The organism is Streptomyces lydicus (genome assembly GCF_001729485.1).
GTDB classification, from domain to species: Bacteria; Actinomycetota; Actinomycetes; order Streptomycetales; family Streptomycetaceae; genus Streptomyces; species Streptomyces lydicus_D.
The window spans coordinates 1,243,918-1,259,312 of record NZ_CP017157.1 but is presented as its reverse complement, the minus strand read 5'-3'; the positions used below and the strand labels follow the sequence as shown (position 1 = coordinate 1,259,312).

Genomic DNA, 15,395 nt, shown 5'->3' with positions numbered 1-15,395 from the left:
GAGCAGGTAGAACGGGGGCCGCGATGGCCGGAGACGGGCTGCAGGCGGACATTCCGTCGCTGAAAGCCGGGGGCAAGGACTTCACCGGGGTCGGGGAGCGGTACCAGTCCGCGGTCGAGAAGCTCAAGAACGCGCTGACCGGCCTGGAGGGCCAGGACACCCCACCGTGGGGCGATGACGACATCGGCGAGAAGTTCGGCGTGGTCTACGAGGGCCTGCGCGACGGGATGTACGAGTCGATGGGGCATCTGGCCGCCAAGCTCCAGGAGATCGGCGGAGCCCTGAACACCATGGCCGACAACCACCAGGCCGACGAGGACTTCAACGAGTCCCTGATGAAGCAGCACGTCGCCAACGCCGAGGCACAGAGCCAGCTGATCAGCGGCTTCAAGGCGCCCCGCACCTGACGCGCGCCGCGGGCTCCCGCACGCTCACGCGTCCCGCACCCATCGCCGCACCTTCCGCACGCCGCCGCACTGTCTACGGGGGATCGCCGACATGTCGCTCATGCTGCCGGACTGGCTGGAGTGGGTCCTCGAAATGCTCGGCTACGACTGGCCGACGGGCGACGAGGACAAGATGAACGAGTCCGCCGCCAAGTGGCGGGAGTTCGCCAACGCCGTCGAGCAGCTGCAGTCGGAGGGCGTCACCGCCGCCGGAAACGTCCTGTCGGCCAACTCCGGCGAGAGCATCGAGGGCTTCAGCAAGACCTGGGAGAAGTTCTCCGGCAACGGTTCCGGCTACCTCGACGACGCCCGTACGGCCGCCGAGCTGATCGCCTTCGCGATGGACGCGGGCTCGGTGATCATCATCGGCATGAAAGCCGCGGTGATCGCCCAACTGGCGATCCTCGCCGCGGAGATCATCGCGGCCCAGGCGGCGGCACCCTTCACCCTCGGCCTGTCCGAAATCGGCGCCGCGGGCGCCACGCAGGCGACCCGGCTGATCGTGCGCCGGATCCTGAAGGAGGCGCGCGAGGCGCTGGTCGAGGCAATCGTCGAGACGGTCAAGGAGCCCGCCGTCTCCGCGCTGGAGGCCATGATCTCCGACGCCATCGCCCAGGGCATGAACATGAACTTCGGGGCCCAGCAAGGCTTCGACGTCGGCCGCAGCCTCAAGACCGGCGCGGACGCGGGCATCGACGCGGCCAAGAACTCCGGCCAGACCTTCACGGAGGCACTGCGCGACGGCGCGGGCGGCAGGGCGGGCCACCACGCCCGCGGCGGCCTGGACCACGCCGCCGGACACGGCGGGAACGAACACGGCGGCGGGGGCGGTGATGGGGAGCACGATGGCGGGGGCGGTGGGGACGGAGGCGGAGAGCACGGCAGCGGTGGGGACGGCGGGGGCTCGTCGGGCGAGTCCAGTACCGGGTCGGGGTCGAGGTCGGGGTCGGACTCCGGGTCCGGGTCAGGGTCGGATTCCGGGTCGGGATCGGGTTCGGGGTCGGGTTCGGGGTCGGGTTCGGACTCCGGGTCCAGTTCGGGTTCGGGGTCGGGGTCCGGGTCGGGGTCAAATTCCGGCTCGGGTTCCGGGTCCGGTTCGGGTTCCGGGAGCGGTACGGGTTCCGGGAGCGGGCCGAACGGCGGGTCGGGACACGGCTCCGACAGCGGCTCCGGCCCCGGGACCGGGACCGGGACCAATGGCGGGCCGGACCACAGCCCCGGCAACGGTCCCGACTCCGGCCCCCCGAACGGAACATCAACCGCTACGAACAGCGACCCGGGCAACACCCCGTCGACCACCACCGACAGCTCCACGCCCCCCGGCCAGGACAGCAACCGGAGCGTCCCACAGGCCCAGCCCCTGCCACCCCCGGACCAGCGCAGCGCCTTCGACGAGGGCTACACGGGCGGCAACAGCCACAACCCGTACGGGGGTTCCCCCACACCGGACTCAGCGGGAACCCACCCCACCACCGACACCACGCCGGACGCGGCCCGCCCGGACCACGGCCCCACCGGCACCCAAACGGCGCCGGCCCCGTCCCCACACCCGGACGCGGCCCCGCCCCCCGATGCGTCCCACACCCCGGGTCCGACACCCGACTCAGCACCGCCCCACACCTCAGGCCCCTCTCCCGACGCGGGGCCCACCCCCGACGCGGGACCGTCCCCGGACGCGGGCCGTGCCCCGGACCACTCGCCCTCCGACCAGCCCACCGCTGCCACCCACCCGTCCAGCAACGGCAACGGCAACGGCTCCGGCGACAGCAACAGCAACAGCAACAGCAACAGCAACAGCAACAGCGCCAACGGTGACAACTCCGGCGACAACTCCGGTGGTGGCACCGGCTCCGGCCGGCCGGCCGCGCCGCATGTGAGCGTGCCCTCCCAGGGCGCCCCCGGCCCGCACTCCCCCTCATCCGGCCCACCCGTCGGCCAGCGCGACCCGGCCCCCGGAAACCCGATGCCGCACGTCCGGGACGACGACACCACCGTCACCACGCAGTCCGCCGACACCATGACCGCGCCACCGCCCACCCAGCACCCGCCGACGGACCCCGGCGCCCCCACCCACCCAACGCCCCAACAGGCGCCGCAGAACGGCCCGCAGAACCCCGGCCCGGTGATGGGTGCACCCACCACGATGCCTCCCCAGGGCGGTCCCGCCACGCCGGGTGCCACCCCGCCCCGGGGCGGCGGCACCCCGCCGCCCTCCGGGAGCCCGTCCACCCCGCCCCACCGCCGTCCGGACGGTTCCCAGCCGATCCATGACGTCACCCAGCAGCGCCGCCCGGACCGTCCGGCCTACGATCCCCGGCTCGACGGGCCACGCCGCCCGGACGGCACCCGCCCCGACACGACGCGCCCGGACACCCCCCGCCCCGACCCCACCCGTGCGGACCCGCGCCGGCCGCAGCCCGAAGCCCCCCGCAGCTCAAACCCCAGCGGCCGCCCGACCCCCACCGACCACGCGAACGACACCAACAACCCGCACCACACGGACAGCTCGAACAGCTCGGACAGCTCCGAAAACTCCGCCCACTCCGAGAACTCCGACCACTCCCAGCACGGCGCCCCCTCCGAGCACGGCGACCAAGGCGAGCCCACCCCCGCCTCCGACACCCGCAACCGCGAACGCCCCGGCGGACTCGACGGCCCCACCGACGAACACCAACAACACGTCGAAAACGCCATCCCCAAGGACGACAACGGCCAACCCCAACGCCACCCCGACCCCGAGACCGGCCACTGGATCAACACCATCAACCACCCCGGCCCCGACGCCCCCGGCCGCAACAACAACTGCGTCGACGCCGCCCTCGCCACCGCCGACACCTACGCCGGCCACCCCACCGCCGCCGCCCACCGCACCCCCGACACCCACCCCGACGGCACCCCCTCCGACCGCGGCGAAAACAACGGCCGCGACCGCATCGAAAACACCCTCGGCACCCGCTTCAACGACTACGGCAACGGACCCGACGCCTTCCACCGCCTCGAAAACGACCTCCACAACGCCGGCCACGGCTCACAAGCCGTCATCATCACCCAAGACCACAACGGCCGCGCCCACGCCTGGAACGTCGTCAACCACCACGGCAACCTCACCTACATCGACGCCCAAACCGGCCAACACAGCAACACCCCCCTCCACGACGGCACCAACGGCGTCCACGCCATCCCCCTCAACCCCAACCGCCAACCCCTCCCCACCCACACCGGCAACGACCACCACACCGGCCCGGGCGCCGACCCGCACACCGACCGCCGCCCGGCCGCCGAACCCGCCGGCGCCGGGGAGAAGCGCAAACACCCCGGCGAGGCGTCCGACATCGAGCGCGACGACCAGCGCCACCCGGTGCACGGGGAGCAGCCCGGCACCCTGCACGACGGCCTTCCGCCGGACGACGCCCAGGACCGCCTCCGGGCCAACGAGCAGACCCCGGTGCACCAGATCCAGCACGACGTGCTGGACCGTCAGATGCGGGACTGGGCCAACGACGGCAGCCTCGCCCGCGTCCTGCAGATCGCCGCCGGGGACGGCCCGGACCCGGACGCGCCGCTGCGGCTCAACGCCGACCAACTGGCGCACCACCTCGACGGGTTCAACGACCTCAACCGCGGTGAGCGGATGGCCGTGGTCGCGTCGCTCGGCCGGCTCAGCCACACCTTCCACAAGGAGTACGGGGTCCATTCGAACCCGGTGAGCAGCGGGAAGGATTCGGTCGGCGCGGACCTGCACGAGCGGGCCGCCGCCAACAAGATGAAATCCTTGCTCCGCAATATCGATAACCCTGGCCCCAATGTGGACAAGCACGGCCCGGACCTGACCGGTCGCAATTTCGCGGTCATCGAGGTCGAGGGACCCAACGGCACCGAATACGTCGTCGATTCCTCGCACCCCAAGCAAGGCGATGAGTCGGCGAAACACTCGGAGAAAAACCTCGGCACCTGGTTGAAGGAAGCCAACAGAATCTCTGGAAACAAGTACCGGCTCGCCGGGCTCTATACGGAACGCGAGCCCTGCGGTGACAAAAAGGGCGCACTCGGAAAGCACAACTGCTCCGACTACTTGATCAAGATGGCGAAGGAGCAGGGCGGCGGACAGCAGGTCCCGGTCTACTACAGCACGGCGTACCGCACGGACGCGGACGTGGTGCAGGAGCGGAACAGGATTCGCCAGGAGGAAATGAAGCAGGCCCGCGAGGAACTCGACGTGCGGAAACTCCCGAAGGACCGACTCCGGGAAATCGACGAGGACGTGCGCGAGCGCGTCCCGGATTCACCGGCGATGATCGAGCAGGACCGGCAGTTCGAAGAACGGGTCGACCGGGTAAGGAATTTGTGGAACATCATTGCCACCCAGGTGTAGGCTCGGCGGCGCCAAAGGGTCGTCAGCCAGCCTGTGAAGGGACATGATGCCGAGCCCCGGGAATGCGTATGAGGACGTCCGTGCCGATGACGCCGTCGCGCGCATCCTCGAATGGTGGCGCGGCGACGGGCGGCGGGAGCCGGTCGCGGAACTCGTAGGGGCACCGGAATCGGGCAGAACGCGGGTACTGCGGCGTGTCCATGAGGCGCTGCCCGCGGGTATCTGGGTGGACGCCGGCGGACTCACCGCGGAAGAAGTGCTGCAACGGGTGCTGGCCGCGGCGGAGGTGGCACCGCCGCCGCACCGCCGCGCGGGATGGCGCGGCGAACTGCGCGCGGCGGACCTCGGCGACCGCCCGGTGTTCCTCGCCAACGCGCACCGCGCGGGCCGCACCAGGACGTCCGCCCAGCCGGACCGGGTGGTGCGCACCCTGGCGCGCGAGCTCGCGGTCTCCGCCCGTACGAAAGTCGTCGTGGAGGCCGATCCGCCGGCCCGCACACGGCCCAGGCGCGGCCTGTTGGCCCTGCACCTCCTTCCCGACGCGCCTTCCGAAGCATCTTCCGGCGCGGCGGCCGAAGAGGTTCCGGTACCCCTCGCGGTGCGGGCCCTGGCCCTGGCCGAACTCCCGCGGACACCGCTCGCCGTGTGGCGCGAACTCGCCGACGCCGTCGGGGCGCAGCTCCCGGACCGCGCCGCCCTGCCGGACTTCGTGCGGCAGTTCCCGGACCTGCTCGACCTCGACGGGGAATGGGTCTCGTTCCGCGAGGAACGCGTCGCCCGGCGCCTCCGCCGGGACTTCGACACCGCACAACTCCGCACCGCCGGCGCGAGGTTGCTGGACCGGCTGCCGACGCGGTCCTCGTCCGGGGGCTTCGCTCCCGACCGCGACGACCCCGTGGGCACGTACCTGACGCACGCGCTCCCGCTGCACGCGCTCCACGCCGGCCGGCTCGACGACGTACAGCGCGACGGCGAGGTGCTGGCCCACCTGGATCAGGTGGCCCTGCTCGACGCCGCGACCTGCGCGTCGCCGCACGCCCTCGACCGCCGTACGCCGGCCGGTGACGCCGCCAACCTCTGGCTGAGCGGCGTCGATTCCCTGCCGCAGCGCACCTGGGCGGCGTGGCTGCATCTGATGAGTACCGTCCGGGGCGCCACCGGGATCGCGGACGGTATCGCGCGGTCGGGCCTCGATCTTCCCTGGAAGGTGCGGTGGGCGCACTGGCGCCCGCCGGGCGGCTGGGACCTCGCACACCTGGAACCGGGCCCGCAGCTGGCCCTCTCCGACGTCACCGACGAGGTCACCAAAGACGCCACCGAAGACCCGATCCAGGACGACACCGGCGGCGTGCCGGGCGCGGCCGGGCGGCGCGTGGTGGCCGGCCAGGGCGCCTGGGACCGCCGGGTGCGCATCTGGGACGCCGCGACCGGTGAGCAGCTCGGCGGGCCCTGGAGCGACGGCGTACCGCGGCCCGGGCAGGCCGAGCCGCTCTGGCCGCCGGACCGCGACCCGCAGCTCACCCCGCCGTGGGTGCAGCTGACGAGTTACGGGATCGCACCCGAGCTGATCAGCGACACCCTGCGGCCGGAGGGCCTCGACCTGGTCGTGGTCGCCGGCCCGGGTGGCGTCCTCGCCGTCGAACCCGCCGATCCCGACGGGTTCGAGGGGCTGGGGGACGTCCACGGTGAGCCGTTCCTCGCGCCGTACGGCCGGGTCGACGGCGGCACGGACTGGCCCACGCCCGATCCGGCCGTCCTGGACGCGCTGTTCGGTCCCGGCACCGTACGGCGGGTGGCGGCCGGCGCGCTCCCGGCCGGGCTGGCCGACGAGGACGCCCGCCGGCTGCTGACGGAGACCGGACTGCCGGCGTTCCGCGGCGCGGAGATGCGGCTGGTCGCCGTCGACGAGGAGCCGCTCGCGGAGCTGTCGGCGGAGGAGGTCTGGGAGTACGCCGAGGACGACGAGGTGCCCGCGTCGGCCGGCCGGGGCGCGTACTACCGACTGGGCGTCTGGGGCGGCCGGCGGCTCGTCCTGGACGGCGAGCGCGGCGGCGTCCACGTCGTCCCCGGCGAGGACGACCCCGGCTACGAACAGCCGCTGGTGGCAAGCAGTTTGAGCACCTTCGTGGCGATGCTTCAGGGCTATGTGTTCGGCCGCTGCCTGCTCCCCATGGCCGTGAGCCCGGCCGAACGCGAACGCGTCCGGGACCTCATCGCGCTCGATCTGGAGGCGATCGACGAGGAGGGGGCGGAGTCCGCCGCCTGGACCGACGTCCTCGACGACGAGACCGACTGAGCCCCGCCCCTCCGTCCCCTCCCCGACCGGGCCTACTGCCCCTGCCTGCCGGCAGCGATCTGCCGCGACATGATCGTCGTCAGCTCGTACGCCGTGTGGGACGCGGCGACCGAGGTGATCTCGGCGTGGTCGTAGGCCGGGGCGACCTCGACGACGTCGGCGGAGACCAGGTTGCAGGACGCCAGGCCCCGCAGGATCTCCAGGAGTTCGCGCGAGGTCATGCCGCCGGCCTCGGGGGTACCGGTGCCGGGCGCGTGCGCCGGGTCCAGGCAGTCGATGTCGATGGAGATGTAGAGCGGACGGTCACCGATGCGCTGGCGCAGCTGGTCGGCGACCTCGTCGGCGCCACGGCGGTAGACGTCGGCGGAGGTGACGATGCCGAAGCCCATCTTCTCGTCGTCGGTCAGGTCCTGCTTGCCGTAGAGCGGACCGCGGGTGCCGACGTGCGAGAGCGCCTCGGTGTCGAGGATGCCCTCCTCGACGGCCCGGCGGAACGGGGTGCCGTGGGTGTACTCGGCGCCGAAGTAGGTGTCCCAGGTGTCCAGGTGCGCGTCGAAGTGGAGCAGGGCGACCGGGCCGTGCTTCTTGGCGACGGAGCGGAGGAGGGGCAGGGCGATGGTGTGGTCGCCGCCCAGCGTCATCATCCGGGCACCGGAGCCGAGCAGGTCGTCGGCCGCGGCCTCGATCGTCTCGACCGCCTCGTTGATGTTGAACGGGTTCGCCGCGATGTCACCGGCGTCGGCGACCTGGGCGAGCGCGAAGGGAGAGGCGTCCTGCGCCGGGTTGTACGGGCGCAGCAGGCGCGACGCCTCGCGGATGGCGTTGCCGCCGAAGCGGGCGCCGGGGCGGTAGGAGACGCCGCTGTCGAAGGGGACACCGACGACGGCCACGTCGGTCCGGCCGCCGACCTCGTCGAGGCGCGGCAGGCGGGCGAAGGTGGCCGGCCCGGCGTAGCGCGGGACACGGGAGGAGTCGACGGGGCCCACGGGCCCGTTGGAGGCGCTGGCTGCGGTGGTCATGAGGCTGAGGGTAGGGAGCGGCAAGGGGCAGGGACATGGACATTTGCGGCGGGTTCCGCCGGACCGTTCGACGTTTTGGCCAGCGGGCGGCCCGCCGGGGCAATGACGGCCCCGCGCCGGGGCCCGGTATCGGCTCGCCAGGCCCGGAACCGCGGTGCGCCGGGCCCCGTACCGCGGGTACGCCGGGCCCGGTACCGCGGCTTCGCCGGCCCCCGTCCGCGGTCCGCCCGTCCGGGCTGCGGAACTACCCCGCCCCGGAACATACGTCCGGGCACAATGGCGCTATGCCGATAGCCTCCACAGCCGCCGCCCCGTCGCGCGCCGAACTCGTCGACCATCTCGTCCGCACCCGGATCGCCGGTGAGGTCGCCACCCCCCGGGAGAACAACCTCTCCCACTACCGCAGCCTCGCCAACGGTGACCGCCACTACTGGTTCGGCCTGGAGTTCGGCGACCGGTGGACGGACGAGCAGGACGTGCTCGCGGTGATGGCCGAACGCTGCGGGGTGAACGACGATCCGCACCACCGGCAGGGGCAGGACACCATCGACCCCGAGCTGACGGTGGACGCGCTGGAGCGGGCGGCCGCGGTGCTGCGCAAGGCGGCCGCCGACCGGCAGCGGGTGCTGTTCGCGACCGGCCACCCGGGCGGGCTGCTCGACGTGCACCGGGCGACGGCGGCGGCGCTGCGGGCGAAGGGCTGCGACATCGTCGCCGTACCGGGCGTCATCGGCGTGGAGGAGGGCCTGGTCGTCCAGTTCGCGGAGGTGGCGATGCTGGAGCGCGGGGCCACCCTGTGGCACACCCACTCCCCCGCGCCGATGGCCGCGATCCTGGACCAGCTGGAGCGGGACGGCGACCCGCTGCCCGACCTGGTGATGGCCGACCACGGCTGGGCGGGGTGCGCGGGCCGGCGCGGCATCGAGACGGTCGGCTTCGCGGACTGCAACGACCCGGCGCTGTTCCTCGCCGAGGCGGAGGGCACCCTCCAGGTGACCGTCCCGCTGGACGACCACGTCGTCAGCCCCCGCTACTACGACCCGCTGACCGCGTACCTCCTGGACGCCGCCGGCCTGGCCTGACGGACGCACCGGGCCCAAAAGCTCCCGCACCGGGCCCGGGGACTCCAAGGGGCTGGGGACTCCTAGACGAGTAAGTCCGAAGTGCTGGTCAGTGGTCGTAGGCGATCAGTGATCGTGTGATCGGTGTTCCGGTGGCCCGGTTGTGCCAGATCGCGGCGGTGAGAGCGAGGATGCGTTGTCCGACGCGGGCCAGGACTCCGGCTGGGGTTCTGGCTCCGTGGCGTTCGAGGTCGAGCTGGCCTTTGAGGGTGTCGTTGACCGACTCGATCAGCTGCCGGATCGGTTTGAGGAGGTGCTCTCCTGGCCGGGGCTTTTTGTTGCGGTAGCTGGGCCGCAGCAGGGTCAGGCCGTGTTGGGCCATGAAGGCGTCGAGGTGCTTGGAGACGTAGCCCTTGTCGCCGATAACCGTCTGCCCGGGGCGGGTGGCCAGCAGGTCGGCGTCCTGGGTGAGCATGCCTGTGAGGACTTCGCGTTCGTCCGTCTTGGGGTTGGCCAGAGCCCAGGCGATCGGTAGTCCGCCAGGTGTGCAGATCAGGTGCAGGCGCAGGCCCCAGAAGAACCGTGAGTGCGAGGGACAGTAGGAGTAAGCGGCCCAGCCGGCCAGGTCGGAGCGTTTGACGGTGGGGCGTGAGCGGGCGCATTCCACGGGTGTGGAGTCCACGATCCATACGTCGTCGTGCCACAGATCCGTGTCGCGGGCGAGGGTGCGAATGAAGCGGCCGAGCAGGGTGTTCGCGGCCCGCAGGCGCTTGTTGTAGCCGGACTGTTCGGGCAGGTAGGGGAACTCGGCCGCCAGATGGGTGCGGGCGAACCGCAGCCAGCGGGCCTCGGAGACGAAGCCGAGTACGGCCTGCATGACCGCGAGCGTCAACAGTTCGGCATCCGTCAGCCTCGGTGGACGCCCTGTCCGCCGCGTTCCTGCCAGAGAGTCATCGATCCTCACGTACAGTGCAGTCGCGAGGGTCTCCAGGTTTGTCGTCACAAACGAACCAACGAGACCCTCGCTTCATGCGCCCGAAGACTTCGGACTTACTCGTCTAGGGGCTGGGGCGAACACATCCCGTAGGGGACACGAAGGCCCCCTGCGGGGCCACAACGGGTTGTGAGGGGGCGGTATTCCCCGCGGTGCGGCGCCAGTTGGGGCACCACGGCGCCAGTTGGGCACCACGGGCGGCGCCTGCCGGGGACCCCCGGTCCCCGGGCCGCCCCGTGCCGGCGGCCCCGTACGGCGCCCGCCGAGGGGGCCCATTGGACCCGAGCGCCCCCGCCGCGGCACCCAGGAGCCCTCTGCCGGCGGACCCGAGCGCCCCCTGCCGAGGCACCCACCGGGCGGCCCCGGGCAGGCGCCCGCTCGGCCCGATCAGGCACCCAGCAGACACCCGCACAGACACCCAGCCGAGCCCCGGCCAGACACCCAGCAGACACCCGCACAGACACCCAGCCGAGCCCCGACCAGACACCCAGCAGACACCCACACAGGCCCCCGGCCAGGCCCCGCACAAGCCCCCAGCCAGCCCCCCCCCCCCCAAGCACCTACCGTGGCACCCGGATCACGCCCTCCTGGATGACCGAGGCGGCCAGTAGTCCGTCGGCCGTGAAGATGCGGCCCTGGCCCAGGCCCCGGCCGCCCTGGGCGGTGGGGGACTCCTGGTCGTAGAGCAGCCACTCGTCGGCGCGCAGCGGACGGTGGAACCACATCGCGTGGTCCAGGCTCGCGCCGACCACGTCGCCGACCGCCCAGCCGCCCCGGCCGTGGGCGAGCAGGATCGAGTCCAGCAGGGTCATGTCGGAGACGTAGGTGACCAGGCAGATGTCGAGCAGCGGGCGGGGGATGACCCCGTCGTCGTCGAGCTTGCCCTGGGTGCGGAACCAGACCTGGGACCGGGGCTCGCGGGGCTCGCCGACGGTGACGTACGGCGGCTCGTCGGCGTACCGCAGGTCGATCGCGGCCCGGGCCTCCAGCAGCCGCTCGGCGACCTCCGGCGCGAGGAACCGTTCGGCGTGGCGGGGCAGTATCTCGGCGGCGGTGGGCAGCTCCAGCGGGTCCGGTGCCGGCGGCATCGGCTCCTGGTGCTCCAGCCCCTCCTCGTACACCTGGAAGGAGGCCGAGAGGTGGAAGATCGGCTGGCCGTGCTGGACGGCGACGACCCGGCGGGTGGTGAAGGACCGGCCGTCCCGGATCCGGTCGACGGTGTAGACGATGGGCGCGCCGGGGTCGCCGGGGCGCAGGAAGTACGCGTGCAGGGAGTGCGGCGGACGGTCCTCTGGGACCGTGCGGCCGGCCGCGACCAGGGCCTGGGCGGCGACCTGGCCGCCGAAGACCCGGGGCACGACCGAGGCGCGGCTCAGGCCGCGGAAGATGTCCTGCTCGATCCGCTCCAGGGCGAGCAGATCGAGCAGGGACCGGAGTGCGTCGTTCACGTGCCCGGTGCCCTTACGGCCTAGAGGCCCATGGACTTGGCGATGATCGACTTCATGACCTCGCTGGTGCCGCCGTAGATGCGGTTGACGCGGTTGTCGGCGTACAGGCGGGCGATCGGGTACTCGTTCATGAAGCCGTAGCCGCCGTGCAGCTGGAGGCAGCGGTCGATGACGCGGTGCGCGACCTCGGTGCAGAACAGCTTGGCGGAGGCGGCCTCGGCCGGGGTCAGCTCGCCGGCGTCCAGCGCTTCGAGCGCACGGTCGGCGACGGCCTCGGCGGCGTCCACCTCGGCCTGGCAGGCGGCCAGTTCGAACTTGGTGTTCTGGAAGGACGCGACGGTCTTGCCGAAGATCGTGCGCTCCTGCACGTACTCCTTGGCGAACCGGACGGCGGCCTTGGCCTGGGCGTACGCGCCGAAGGCGATGCCCCAGCGCTCCGAGGCGAGGTTCAGGCCCAGGTAGCCGAAGCCCTTGTTCTCCTCGCCCAGCAGGTCCTCGACCGGGACCTTGACGTCGACGAAGGCGAGCTCGGCGGTGTCGGAGATCTTCAGGCCGAGCTTGTCCAGCTTGCGGCCGACGGAGTAGCCCGCGCTCTTGGTGTCCACGGCGAAGAGCGAGATGCCGAAGCGGCGGTCGTCCTCGCGCGGGGCGGCGGTGCGGGCGCAGACGATGACGCGGTCGGCGTGCACGCCGCCGGTGATGAAGGTCTTGGCGCCGTTGAGGACGTAGTGCGTGCCGTCCTCGGAGAGCTTGGCGGTGGTCTTCATGCCGGCGAGGTCGGAGCCGGTGCCCGGCTCGGTCATCGCCAGCGCCCACATCTCCTCGCCGGTGACGAACTTCGGCAGGAAGCGCTTCTTCTGCTCGTCGGTGGCGAGCATCCGGAGGTACGGCAGGCCGAGCAGCACGTGCACGCCGGAGCCGCCGAAGGAGACGCCCGCGCGGGAGGTCTCCTCGTACATCACGGCCTCGAACTTGTGCGAGTCGATGCCGGCGCCGCCGAACTCCTCGGGGACCCGGATGCCGAAGACGCCCAGCTCACCGAGCTTGTAGTAGAAGTCGCGGGGGGCCTGGCCGGCGGCCAGCCACTCGTCGTGCACCGGCACGACCTCGGCCTCGATGAAGGCGCGTATGGTCTCGCGGAACGCCTCGTGATCCTCGTTGAACACCGTACGGCGCATTGCTACGTCGCCTCCTCCAGGTCGCCGGTCCAAGCGCATGGCTAAGCGCTTGCTCAGCGAAAGCTACCGGCCAGTCACCTGGGCTGTCCAGAGGTCAACGAAAACCCGTGCGGTCCGGGCCCGCGCTACGCGCCCGGCACCCCCGCGCCCACCGTCTCCCCCGCGGCCTCCTCGGCCACCGCGCCGAACGCCCCCAGCGCCAGCCGGTGCAGCAGCTCGGACATCTCCGTACGGCCCGGGAGGGACCCGGGGCGGCCCAGGTGGGGGGTGGAGTTCAGCAGGCCGAAGACGGCGTGCACCGCGGCGCGGACCCGGGGCTCGGAGGGGCCGGGGTGGACCTGGCGGACCACGTCCACCCACAGCTCGACGTACTGCCGCTGGAGCTGGCGCACCCGCTTGCGGTCGACCTCGCGGAGCCGGTCCAGCTCACGGTCGTGCACGGTGATCAGCGGCCGGTCGTCCAGGGCGAAGTCGATGTGGCCGTCGATCAGCGCGCGCAGCACCGCCTCGGGGTCGTCGCCACCCTCCGCGACCCGCATCCGGCCGCCGTCCAGCAGCCGCTCGCTGATCCCGACGAGCAGCTCGGCGAGCATCGCGTCCTTGCCGGCGAAGTGCCGGTAGAGGCCGGGGCCGGAGATGCCCACGGCCGCCCCTATCTCGTCGACGCCGACCCCGTGGAAGCCGCGCTCGGCGAAGAGCCGGGCGGCCTCCTTGAGGATCTGCTCGCGGCGGCTGGTCGGGGCGGATGCCTGCGCATTACTCATGCCGTCGATTGTAGACAGCCGGGTTAGTGCTCGTTAACCTAAAAGGAAATGAGGTTAACGCCCATTAACCCGGATGGTCCGGCCGCCGCCCCGCGCGGCGCCGGGACAGGCGACCGAGCAAGGGGGCTCGTACAGATGGAGCAGGCACCGGTACTGGGCAGCGACGGGGGTCCCCTCGGGCGAAGTCCCCGGGAGGACCCGGCGTCCGACTCCTGGAAGGCCAACGAGGCCGCGCACCGCGAGCTCGCCGCCGAGCTGCGCGAGAAGCTCGCGGCGGCCAGGCTGGGCGGCGGCGAGAAGGCCAGGGCGCGGCACACCGCCCGCGGCAAGCTGCTGCCCCGCGACCGGGTGGACGCCCTGCTGGACCCCGGCTCGCCCTTCCTCGAACTGGCCCCGCTGGCCGCGGACGGCATGTACGACGGGGCCGCGCCGGCCGCCGGGGTCATCGCCGGCATCGGCCGGGTCTCCGGCCGGGAGGTGGTGATCGTCGCCAACGACGCCACGGTCAAGGGCGGCACGTACTACCCGATGACGGTCAAGAAGCATCTGCGGGCCCAGGAGATCGCCCTGGAGAACCGCCTGCCGTGCGTGTACCTCGTCGACTCCGGCGGCGCGTTCCTGCCGATGCAGGACGAGGTCTTCCCCGACCGCGAGCACTTCGGGCGGATCTTCTACAACCAGGCGCGGATGTCCGGCGCCGGCGTGCCGCAGATCGCCGCCGTACTCGGCTCGTGCACGGCCGGCGGCGCCTACGTCCCCGCCATGAGCGACGAGGCCGTCATCGTCCGCGACCAGGGCACGATCTTCCTCGGCGGGCCGCCGCTGGTGAAGGCCGCCACCGGCGAGGTCGTCACCGCCGAGGAACTGGGCGGCGGCGAGGTGCACGCGAAGACCTCCGGCGTCACCGACCACCTCGCCGAGGACGACGCCCACGCGCTGCGCATCGTGCGCACCATCGTCTCCACCCTCGGCGACCGCGGCCCGCTGCCCTGGACGGTGCGGCCCGTCGAGGAGCCCGCGGTCGATCCGGCCGGGCTCTACGGCGTGGTGCCCGCCGACTCCCGTACGCCCTACGACGTGCGCGAGGTGATCGCGCGGATCGTGGACGGCTCCCGGTTCGCCGAGTTCAAGGCGGAGTACGGCACGACGCTGGTCACCGGCTTCGCCCACGTCCACGGCCACCCGGTCGGCATCATCGCCAACAACGGCATCCTGTTCTCCGAATCGGCCCAGAAGGGCGCGCACTTCATCGAACTGTGCGACCAGCGGGGCATCCCGCTGCTCTTCCTCCAGAACATCTCCGGCTTCATGGTCGGCCGCTCGTACGAGGCCGGCGGCATCGCCAAGCACGGCGCGAAGATGGTGACGGCGGTGGCCTGCGCCCGCGTCCCCAAGCTCACGGTCGTCATCGGCGGCTCCTACGGGGCGGGCAACTACTCGATGTGCGGCCGGGCCTACTCCCCGCGCTTCCTGTGGATGTGGCCCAACGCCAAGATCTCGGTGATGGGCGGCGAGCAGGCCGCGTCCGTCCTCGCCACCGTCAAGCGCGACCAGATGGAGGCGCGCGGCGAGGAGTGGAGCGCCGAGGAGGAGGACGCCTTCAAGGCGCCGGTCCGCGCGCAGTACGACACCCAGGGCAACGCCTACTACGCCACCGCGCGGCTGTGGGACGACGGCGTGATCGACCCGCTGGAGACCCGGCAGGTGCTGGGCCTGGCGCTGACCGCCTGCGCCAACGCCCCGCTTCCCCGAAAAGACAGCACGGCGCCCGGCTTCGGCGTCTTCCGGATGTGATCTCCATGAGGGGAATGCCCACA

The 15,395-nt window shown here is 72.1% G+C and carries 10 protein-coding genes; 5 read left to right on the top strand and 5 right to left on the bottom strand.

The window, feature by feature from the left end; all coding sequences use genetic code 11:
- Positions 1-23 precede the first annotated feature (23 nt).
- The 3 genes from SL103_RS05450 (at position 24) to SL103_RS05440 (ending at position 7,114) form a co-directional block, all read left to right on the top strand.
- Entirely contained in the window at positions 24-407 is a 384-nt protein-coding gene (locus SL103_RS05450) for a WXG100 family type VII secretion target (protein ID WP_069567632.1), read from the top strand.
- A 91-nt stretch (positions 408-498) separates the two neighbouring features.
- Positions 499-4,818 carry a toxin glutamine deamidase domain-containing protein gene (locus tag SL103_RS37635; RefSeq protein ID WP_069567631.1) on the top strand — a complete coding sequence of 1,440 codons (4,320 nt, stop codon included), beginning with the start codon at positions 499-501 and terminating at the stop codon, positions 4,816-4,818.
- 43 nt (positions 4,819-4,861) lie between these two features.
- Positions 4,862-7,114, top strand: a complete 2,253-nt coding sequence (locus SL103_RS05440; protein WP_069567630.1) for an SUKH-4 family immunity protein — start codon at positions 4,862-4,864, stop codon at positions 7,112-7,114.
- Between the two features lie 32 nt (positions 7,115-7,146).
- Here the strand turns inward: SL103_RS05440 and speB are convergent, their stop codons facing one another.
- Positions 7,147-8,133 (bottom strand): agmatinase, encoded by a 987-nt coding sequence (gene speB / locus SL103_RS05435; RefSeq protein ID WP_069567629.1) that lies wholly within the window; start codon positions 8,131-8,133, stop codon positions 7,147-7,149.
- Between the two features lie 284 nt (positions 8,134-8,417).
- On the opposite strand from speB, the gene SL103_RS05430 reads away from it, so the two are divergent.
- Positions 8,418-9,215 (top strand): phosphatase, encoded by a 798-nt coding sequence (locus tag SL103_RS05430; RefSeq protein ID WP_069567628.1) that lies wholly within the window; start codon positions 8,418-8,420, stop codon positions 9,213-9,215.
- 88 nt (positions 9,216-9,303) lie between these two features.
- On the opposite strand, the gene SL103_RS05425 is transcribed toward SL103_RS05430, so the two are convergent.
- The 4 genes from SL103_RS05425 to SL103_RS05410 form a co-directional block, all read right to left on the bottom strand.
- A complete protein-coding gene (locus tag SL103_RS05425) occupies positions 9,304-10,197 on the bottom strand; it encodes an IS982 family transposase (RefSeq protein ID WP_069567627.1) in 894 nt (297 codons plus the stop codon).
- Between the two features lie 551 nt (positions 10,198-10,748).
- Complete coding sequence (locus tag SL103_RS05420; RefSeq protein WP_069567626.1) at positions 10,749-11,636, bottom strand: acyl-CoA thioesterase; 888 nt, start codon at positions 11,634-11,636, stop codon at positions 10,749-10,751.
- Between the two features lie 20 nt (positions 11,637-11,656).
- Positions 11,657-12,814 carry an acyl-CoA dehydrogenase family protein gene (locus SL103_RS05415; RefSeq protein ID WP_069567625.1) on the bottom strand — a complete coding sequence of 386 codons (1,158 nt, stop codon included), beginning with the start codon at positions 12,812-12,814 and terminating at the stop codon, positions 11,657-11,659.
- Between the two features lie 125 nt (positions 12,815-12,939).
- Positions 12,940-13,578, bottom strand: a complete 639-nt coding sequence (locus SL103_RS05410; RefSeq protein ID WP_069567624.1) for an SACE_7040 family transcriptional regulator — start codon at positions 13,576-13,578, stop codon at positions 12,940-12,942.
- A gap of 135 nt (positions 13,579-13,713) precedes the next feature.
- Between SL103_RS05410 and SL103_RS05405 the strand changes: the two genes are divergently transcribed.
- On the top strand, positions 13,714-15,372 hold the full coding sequence (locus SL103_RS05405) for a carboxyl transferase domain-containing protein (protein WP_069567623.1): 1,659 nt from the start codon (positions 13,714-13,716) through the stop codon (positions 15,370-15,372).
- Positions 15,373-15,395: the final 23 nt, after the last annotated feature.

Excerpts from the sequence above, each read along its gene's own strand:
- SL103_RS05450 (WP_069567632.1), top strand. The coding sequence starts at position 24 with ATGGCCGGAGACGGGCTGCAGGCGGACATTCCGTCGCTGAAAGCCGGG.
- SL103_RS37635 (WP_069567631.1), top strand. The coding sequence starts at position 499 with ATGTCGCTCATGCTGCCGGACTGGCTGGAGTGGGTCCTCGAAATGCTC.
- SL103_RS05440 (WP_069567630.1), top strand. The coding sequence starts at position 4,862 with ATGATGCCGAGCCCCGGGAATGCGTATGAGGACGTCCGTGCCGATGAC.
- speB (WP_069567629.1), bottom strand. The coding sequence starts at position 8,133 with ATGACCACCGCAGCCAGCGCCTCCAACGGGCCCGTGGGCCCCGTCGAC.
- SL103_RS05430 (WP_069567628.1), top strand. The coding sequence starts at position 8,418 with ATGCCGATAGCCTCCACAGCCGCCGCCCCGTCGCGCGCCGAACTCGTC.
- SL103_RS05415 (WP_069567625.1), bottom strand. The coding sequence starts at position 12,814 with ATGCGCCGTACGGTGTTCAACGAGGATCACGAGGCGTTCCGCGAGACC.
- SL103_RS05410 (WP_069567624.1), bottom strand. The coding sequence starts at position 13,578 with ATGAGTAATGCGCAGGCATCCGCCCCGACCAGCCGCCGCGAGCAGATC.
- SL103_RS05405 (WP_069567623.1), top strand. The coding sequence starts at position 13,714 with ATGGAGCAGGCACCGGTACTGGGCAGCGACGGGGGTCCCCTCGGGCGA.